Raw genomic sequence first — 7,153 nt, forward strand, 5'->3', positions numbered from 1 at the left:
CCCGGTGCGTCAAGGCTGCGGTGCCGACACGGGTGTACATGGTGTCGCTGAGCGGCTTCGACACCCACGCCGACGAGCGCGGGACCCAGGAGGAACTCCTCAAGACCGTCGACGAGGCCGTCACCCCATTCCTGCGGCAGATGCGCACCAACACCTTCGGCAAGAAACTCGTCGTCATGATGTACTCGGAATTCGGTCGCCGGGTCGCCGCCAACGCCTCCCAGGGCACCGACCACGGCGCGGCAGGCCCCGTCTTCCTGGCAGGCGCGCCAGTCAAGGGCGGCTTCTACGGCGACGAACCGAGCCTGACCGACCTCAACGACGGCGATCTGAAGGTCACCACGGACTTCCGCGACATCTACCACGAACTGTTGAGCCATACCCTCGGCTCCGATCCCACGCCGTCGGTCGGATCCGGCCGACGCGACATCGGTTTCCTCTGACCCAAAGCGCGATCGAAACCGATATGGCTCGACCGCTCAAGCCATTCCACGAGCGGCCTCGGTGTGGGAGCATCGGCCCATGAACTCGCAGGAGGACCCCGAGGCCCGGATCCGGGATCTGGAGCGGTCCCTCGCCGACGTTGCCCGCACCTCCGAACTGGGGACCGAGCAGTACCCCGGCAGCTACGGCAACACAGCTCCGCTGCCACCGCCGCTGCCACCGCCGCTGCCACCACCGGGGTACCCACCGCCGCCGGGGTACTACAACGCCCCCTATGCCGCGCCATACCCTGCGACACCGCCGCGGTCGAGCGGGGGCTTCTCGTGGTGGTGGTTGATCGTCGCGACGTTCGTCATCGGCGGTATAGCGGTCGGGGCGGGGGTCGCCGTGTTCGGCGCGAATGTGTTCTCCAGCGGGAGCTCGATAGCGAGCAGCATTCGCGACCGCCCGGACTTCTCCGGTGGTGCCGGAACCCTCACCGGCGTCCCGACCGGCCGGCCCGACTCGCCAGGCGGCAAGACTCAGCTGCCGCAGGCCGAGCCGTCGGTGCCGCCGCCGGGTTCGGTCGTCACCATCGGCGGCATCGGCGACAACAAGACGATCGCCTGCAACGACAGCACCGTCACCGTCAGCGGCATCGACAACACGATCGTGATCACCGGGCACTGTGTGAAGCTCACGGTGTCCGGCATCGACAACGTGGTCACCGTGGACGCTTCCGACACCATCGAGGCTTCCGGTTCCAACAACCGGATCACCTTCAAATCGGGCGCCCCGGAAATCAACAAGTCCGGCTTCGACAACGTCGTCGAACAAGGCTGACCGTTCAGCGGGCCGACCTCGTCGTTTCAGCGACCTCCGCTGGGCGCGCGGTCGATTCGGCAGTGCGCGACCAGGCAATCACCACGGCGGCACCCACGATGGCGAGCCCACCGCACGCCTGGCCCACCGAGACCGGCTCACCGAGCGCGAGTGCCGCCAGTACCACCGTGGACACCGCCTCCAGCGTCATGACGACCGCCGTCTTGCTGCATCCGATGCGGGACAGCGCCGCGAAGGTCAGGCTGAACGCCACGGCCGTCGCGACGCCGTAGGCGGCGATCTGCAGCAGGTGGCCGGACGGAAACTCGAGGTTCCCAGCGACGGCACCGCGGATGGCGGACGAACCCGCTGCGCCCGACGCCACCCAGCACGCGGCGGTCATCGGGTCGCTTCGCCTACTGAACTCCTTGCCGACGATCAGGTACAGCCCGTACGCGACGGCCGCCGCCAACGCCAGGACGACGCCCGTCGTGGAGATGGACACGTCACCGCCGACGGCGACCACCGCGAAGGTGCCGACCGTTGACAGCACGACGGCCTGCAGCATCGGGCCGGTCAGTCGAATTCTCTTGCGGGCCAATTCGATCAGCACGACGATCGCAGGGTAGGTATAGAACAGCAGAATGCAGGCGCCGGCCGAACCGTGCTCCAGCGACAGGTAGAACAGCGTTGATTCGGCGGTGTATCCGATCGCGCCGAGCAGCACGATCGGCAGCCACTCGCCCGGCAGGGGCCGGATCGCCACCCGGCGGAGCCGGAGTGCGATCACGAGCAGGACGGCGGCAACGGCGAACCGGGCAGACAGGGCGGTGGCCGAGTCGACACCAGCGGCGGCCAGCGCGCGCCCGATCACGGTGGCAACGCCGTAGGCCACCGCTCCCCCGGCGGCCAGGCCAACGCCGATCACGCCGGTCCGCGCGTCAGAAGGCGACATCCGACGCCTCGTCAGCCGCGGCGGCGAAGCGCTCGCGTTCATCGGTCCGCGGCGCCACGATCCGAAGTGCGTCGGGGTAGACGCCGTGTGCCGCACCGAGCACGCGCACACCGATTCCCCTGCGGCAGAGGGCCTCCGCGACCTCGGTGGCGCGTTCGCAGAAGGCGTATTGAAAATGCACGTTGGCGTTGGCACGCAGATCCAGACCCACCATCCCGCCCAGGAGTTCGGCGAGCCAGGCGCTGTCGTCGAGCATCCGGCGGCGGGAGTCGTCGGCCCAGTCCACGTCCCGCACCGCCGCGCATGCGACCCGCACGTCGACACCGGACAGCCCCCAGTTCTCCTGCCTGCCGAACAGTCGCCGCAGGAGCCGCGGTTCCGCGGACCACGCGACGCCGGTCCGCGTCGCGGCGATGCCGTAGAACTTCGTGGTCGACTGCAGCACGACGATGTTCGGCGCGTCACAGCCGATCACCGAGCGGGCCAACGGGTTTGGTGTGAATCCGACGTAGGACTCGTCGACGACGAGAATCGAGTCCGGTCGCGCCGTCGCAATCGCAACCAAGTCGTTCGGGTCCAGGTGTGCGCCAGTGGGATTGTGCGGATTCGAGATGATCACCACGCCGCCACCGGCGAGGGCGGCGTCGATCTGCTCGATCGACGGGATCTGCTCTCCCACCACGCTGAAGCCCCGCCCTGGAAACACCTTCAGGTAATCGGTGTAGGCGGGCAACGGAACGCGCACGGTGCGGTGGTCCAGTTCGCGACCCATCGCCCAGATGAACTCGCTCGCGCCACGTCCGGCGATCATCGCGCCGTAACGAACGTCGGTGGCCCAGCGGTACAGGTCGATCATCTGGTCGGCCGCGTCGTAGGGGTGCAGCACGATGTCCGCCGGCTGGATGCGATGCAGCGCCGAGACCGCAGCGGGCGCGGGGCCGTAGCGGTTGACGCACGTACTCAGGTCCATGTCGACGCCGCGGCTGGGATCGCCGCCCTGGGCCCCGAAGTCGGTCGCGGTGACGGGTTCGGCGATCAGCGTGAGCATGGCATTCCTCGGCAGTCGGGGGTTGTGTGCATGCCGAGGTTAGGAGCGGCGGTCCCGTCACCTCACGCGTAGTTCGCTACTCGCATTTCACGACGGCGTTACCCATGTGTCGTGGTTGGGCCACCGAATGTTCAGCTGGCCGGTGCTCCCACCAAGTTCACAGGCCCGGCTCCTACACTCTGCGCACCCATACGGAAGGTGCCTGCCGATGCAACCGAATCCACTCGACCCGGTGGCCGGGGAGCGGCTATCGCACGCGGACAAGCTGTTCACCTCCGACCTGTCGGTCAACGAGTTCGCCCTCCTGCACGGCGCGGGATTCGAACCGATCGACCTCGTCATGGGCGTGTCCGTCTACCACGTCGGGTACCAGTTCACCGGAATCAAACAGCAGTCGGAGCTACCGATCCTCACCGAAGCGACGTATCGGGCGCGCTGGAACGCCATGTCGCGGATGCAAGCCGAAGCCGACGCGGTGCAGGCCGACGGCGTCGTGGGCGTCCGACTCGAATGGCGTCACCAGGGTGAGGGCGAACACCTCGAGTTCATCGCAGTGGGCACCGCGGTGCGGTACACCCCCAAGCCCGGCGCCTATCGTCGCCCGAACGGGCAAGCCTTCAGCAGCCACCTTTCGGGCCAGGACATGACGACTCTGCTCCGATCGGGATACAGCCCCGTCGCGTTCGTGATGGGCAACTGCGTCTTCCACATCGCCGTGCAGGGCTTCATGCAGACGCTCAAGCAAGCGGGACGCAACGCCGAGATGCCGCAGTGGACTCAGGGCAACTACGAGGCACGGGAACTGGCGATGTCCCGAATGCAGGCCGAGGCGGAACGGGACGGCGCCAACGGCGTCGTCGGCGTCCAGTTCGAGATCTCCAACTACGCATGGGGCCTGCACACGGTCGAGTTCTATGCGGCGGGAACGGCCGTGCGGCGCACCGGCAGCGGCGAAACCATCACGCCGTCGTTCGTCATGCCGATGAGCATGTGATGACGGGGCTCGACTCCGATGAGGTGAGCCGTGTCGTCACGGCATCGCTGTCCGGGGCGGGCGGAGTGGCGTTGGTGGTCAACGTGTTCGCGGGCCTTCCAGGGGTGGACCACACGCCGGAGCGACGCGGTCTGTTCCGGTCCGAGCCCGAACGCATCCTGATCGGTGACTGGCGCTACGAGGCCACCAAGGACGGCCGTCTGCATGTCGCACACGTCGTGAACGACGTCGTCATCGCCGAGGAGACTCTGACGGCCGACGTCGTGGGTCCGCACGTCACCCGCGCGCTGGAGCAGATCATCACCCGGTACGGTCCGGCGACCGTCCCGAGCATCAATGCGGCGATCGAGGCACTCCGGATCAGCTGCGGCGGAATCTGACTGCCGACGATCTCCAGCTGATCTCCACACAACCTTCATGCAGTGACCCCCCGCAGCGCTGCACCATTCAGTCATGTCTAGAACACCTTCGAAAGCAGCGGCCATGCGTGCCGCATTCGCACTCCCGGTCGCGGCAGCGGCGGCGGCCATCGGCGTACTCGTCCTGCCCGCAATTCCGGCGAACGCCGAGTCGGCGAACATCACGATCGGCCTGCTCGAGGCGCAAGGTTTCGACGTCAAGGTCAACCGCATCGGCAGCGCACCCCTCGACGAGTGCGTCGTGACCGACGTCCGCAACCCGCGGGAGCAGAAGCGGTTCGAGCGCACGGGTGACGACTTCGTCGAGGTGGTCTTCAGGCGCACGATCACGGTCTCGCTGGACTGCTCGCGCCGATAGCGGGCCGTGGTCGACCCACACCTGGTGCCTCGGCCGCGAGACCGCCTCGCTGGTTTGAGTAGCAAACGTCGGGGTACCACGTTCACGGGTCGAGACACGCGCGTCCATAGGGCGCTGAGGGTAGGGAGTGAAGACTCGTGAGCGTTCGCCGAATCGCTGGTTTCCTGGGGGCCACGGTGGTCGCCGTCGGGGCGGCGCTGCTGGGCGCAGCCGTGCCATCCACGTCTGCTGAACCGTGCCCCGACGTCGAGGTCGTGTTCGCCAGGGGTACCGGCGAGCCACCCGGTGTCGGCGGGGTAGGACAGGCATTCGTGGACTCGGTGCGCGCACAATCCGGCGGCAGGTCGGTCGACGTGTACGCCGTCAACTACCCCGCCAGCAGCGATTTCGCCGACCGGCTGGCCTTCGCCGGAACCGTCGTCGACGGGATTCGCGACGCGGGTGCGCATGTCCAATCCATGGCGGCGAACTGCCCCTCGACCAGGATGGTGCTCGGCGGTTACTCGCAAGGCGCAGTCGTGGCCGGATTCGTCACCGCGGCCGTGGTGCCGGCGGGTGTACCCGCCGAGTACGCGTCGTCCTTACCCAAGCCGATGCCGCCCGAGGTGGCTGACCACGTCGCCGCAGTGGCCCTCATCGGGACACCATCGGAGGCGTTCCTGCGCGAACAAGGTGCGCCGCCGATCGTGGTCGGCCCGCGGTACGCGGCCAAGACGATCGAGCTGTGCGCTCCCGGCGACACCATCTGCGATGGCACTCCCGGTGGCGGTCCTACCATCGCGCACGCTCTGTACGCCATGAACGGGATGGTCGACGAGGCCGCAGCATTTGCTGCCAGTCGGACGTAGTCGCCAGCCACTAGTTGGGGCGCCGGCCCCGGAATTTGGGCAACGAGATGAATTTCGGGCGACCCGACCGCGCGCACATTAGGAATTGGTGAGACGATCCAGAGATGGTCGAAGACGCGGGGGCAGCTCAGGCGCGGGCGCTGCTTCGGGAATTGAGCGAACAGGTCGCCGAGATCTCGCGCAAGCTCGAAGCGGCGGAGCGCCGAGGCGCTCGCACGTCCATCCGCGGAGCCACCCACGACCGCAGGCATCGGTCCACGTTGCGCCGAGAGCTGTACGAGGCGCACCGCCTCATCGACGGCATACATCGCCGGTTCCCCGAGACGCTCCCCCGCTCAGCTGCTGGACGGAGTGGTCGGGCGCTGTCCGCCAGCTGATCGGGGGCCAGACACAACTCACCCGTTCACCGGTGCGACGCACCGTGCACTGCCAAGCTGACAGCCGTGGGCCAACATCGCGGCGCTGACGATCACGTCGTGCGTCTGCGGGACGGGCGGTCGCTCGGTTTCGCCCAGTACGGCCGACCCGACGGCGTCGTCGTCGTCAGTGCGCACGGCGGCCTGGTCGGGCGGCTCGACGTGGCTGCGGGCGCACCCTTCGCCGAGCGGGCAGGGATTCGGCTGATCTCACCCGATCGGCCTGGGATCGGGCTGTCCGATCCGCTACCCGGGCGCACCACGCTCGACTGGGCCGACGACGTCGCCGACCTTCTGGATCAACTTGGTGTCGAGCGGTTCGCGGCGATGGGGTGGTCGATGGGCGGGCAGTACGCCGCCACACTCGGCCATGCGCTTCCGTCGCGGGTGACACGGGTCGCGATCATCGCCGGGGCGTTGCCGTTGACCGAGCCGGGGGTGCTCGCCCAGTTGCCGTTGTTCGACCGGGCCTACACTCGACTGTCGCAGCGGGCGCCGTGGGCTGCGCGCCAGTGCTTCCGGACGATGGCGTTGATCGCTCGGTCGGCGCCCACACTCAACGGCCGGCTGGCCGCACGGGAGCTGGGCGCGGCGGACGCCGCCGTCCTGCGAGCCGAAGGCTTCGATGCGTTCTCGCACGTGTCATACGAAGGACTGCGGCGCGCATCCGGTGTCGTCGAGGACTACCGCGCCTGGGCATTGCCGTGGGGGTTCGCGCCCGAGGACCTGAAGGTACCGGTCGACGTCTGGTCGGGAGCCGAGGACGAACTCGTACCCGGCGCGTGGGGACGCGAACTGGCGCAGCGCATTCCGGGCGCAACGCACTACGTCCGAGCCGGCGGGCACTTCGTGGCGCACCTGCACTTTGAA

Annotated in this window: 10 protein-coding genes; 8 read left to right on the forward strand and 2 right to left on the reverse strand. The window is 68.0% G+C overall.

Translation table 11 applies throughout. From position 1 onward, the window contains the following. Window positions 1-443: DUF1501 domain-containing protein (locus QOC69_RS01020; protein WP_526435479.1), on the forward strand; the 443-nt coding region annotated here is incomplete at its 5' end. A 79-nt stretch (window positions 444-522) separates the two neighbouring features. Then, window positions 523-1,266, forward strand: coding sequence for a DUF3060 domain-containing protein (locus tag QOC69_RS01025; protein ID WP_526435481.1), 744 nt, complete (start codon window positions 523-525; stop codon window positions 1,264-1,266). A 4-nt stretch (window positions 1,267-1,270) separates the two neighbouring features. On the opposite strand, the gene QOC69_RS01030 is transcribed toward QOC69_RS01025, so the two are convergent. Both QOC69_RS01030 and QOC69_RS01035 read right to left on the reverse strand, forming a co-directional pair. Continuing rightward, window positions 1,271-2,200 (reverse strand): EamA family transporter, encoded by a 930-nt coding sequence (locus tag QOC69_RS01030; RefSeq protein ID WP_526435483.1) that lies wholly within the window; start codon window positions 2,198-2,200, stop codon window positions 1,271-1,273. Further along, window positions 2,187-3,248 carry an aminotransferase class I/II-fold pyridoxal phosphate-dependent enzyme gene (locus QOC69_RS01035; RefSeq protein WP_526435485.1) on the reverse strand — a complete coding sequence of 354 codons (1,062 nt, stop codon included), beginning with the start codon at window positions 3,246-3,248 and terminating at the stop codon, window positions 2,187-2,189. Before QOC69_RS01035 ends, QOC69_RS01030 begins: the two co-directional genes overlap by 14 nt. A 208-nt stretch (window positions 3,249-3,456) precedes the next feature. On the opposite strand from QOC69_RS01035, the gene QOC69_RS01040 reads away from it, so the two are divergent. The 6 genes from QOC69_RS01040 to QOC69_RS01065 all read left to right on the forward strand — a co-directional run. After that, window positions 3,457-4,242: a heavy metal-binding domain-containing protein gene (locus QOC69_RS01040; RefSeq protein ID WP_526435487.1), complete on the forward strand. Its 786-nt coding sequence runs from the start codon at window positions 3,457-3,459 to the stop codon at window positions 4,240-4,242. Next, a complete protein-coding gene (locus tag QOC69_RS01045; RefSeq protein WP_526435489.1) occupies window positions 4,242-4,622 on the forward strand; it encodes a DUF5073 family protein in 381 nt (126 codons plus the stop codon). Before QOC69_RS01040 ends, QOC69_RS01045 begins: the two co-directional genes overlap by 1 nt. Window positions 4,623-4,725: 103 nt before the next feature. Then, entirely contained in the window at window positions 4,726-5,019 is a 294-nt protein-coding gene (locus QOC69_RS01050; protein ID WP_526435491.1) for a hypothetical protein, read from the forward strand. A gap of 137 nt (window positions 5,020-5,156) precedes the next feature. Beyond that, complete coding sequence (locus tag QOC69_RS01055; RefSeq protein WP_526435493.1) at window positions 5,157-5,867, forward strand: cutinase family protein; 711 nt, start codon at window positions 5,157-5,159, stop codon at window positions 5,865-5,867. A 104-nt stretch (window positions 5,868-5,971) separates the two neighbouring features. After that, the gene (locus QOC69_RS01060) at window positions 5,972-6,244 is read left to right on the forward strand and encodes a hypothetical protein (RefSeq protein ID WP_526435495.1); all 273 of its coding nucleotides are present in this window, start codon (window positions 5,972-5,974) and stop codon (window positions 6,242-6,244) included. 99 nt (window positions 6,245-6,343) lie between these two features. Next, window positions 6,344-7,153: alpha/beta fold hydrolase (locus QOC69_RS01065; protein WP_526435497.1), on the forward strand; the 810-nt coding region annotated here is incomplete at its 3' end.

Source organism: Mycobacterium sp., from assembly GCF_032162105.1.
In the GTDB taxonomy this organism is placed as follows: domain Bacteria; phylum Actinomycetota; class Actinomycetes; order Mycobacteriales; family Mycobacteriaceae; genus Mycobacterium.

Excerpts from the sequence above, each read along its gene's own strand:
- QOC69_RS01050 (WP_526435491.1), top strand. The coding sequence starts at position 4,726 with ATGCGTGCCGCATTCGCACTCCCGGTCGCGGCAGCGGCGGCGGCCATC.
- QOC69_RS01040 (WP_526435487.1), top strand. The coding sequence starts at position 3,457 with ATGCAACCGAATCCACTCGACCCGGTGGCCGGGGAGCGGCTATCGCAC.
- QOC69_RS01025 (WP_526435481.1), top strand. The coding sequence starts at position 523 with ATGAACTCGCAGGAGGACCCCGAGGCCCGGATCCGGGATCTGGAGCGG.
- QOC69_RS01030 (WP_526435483.1), bottom strand. The coding sequence starts at position 2,200 with ATGTCGCCTTCTGACGCGCGGACCGGCGTGATCGGCGTTGGCCTGGCC.
- QOC69_RS01060 (WP_526435495.1), top strand. The coding sequence starts at position 5,972 with ATGGTCGAAGACGCGGGGGCAGCTCAGGCGCGGGCGCTGCTTCGGGAA.
- QOC69_RS01035 (WP_526435485.1), bottom strand. The coding sequence starts at position 3,248 with ATGCTCACGCTGATCGCCGAACCCGTCACCGCGACCGACTTCGGGGCC.
- QOC69_RS01045 (WP_526435489.1), top strand. The coding sequence starts at position 4,242 with ATGACGGGGCTCGACTCCGATGAGGTGAGCCGTGTCGTCACGGCATCG.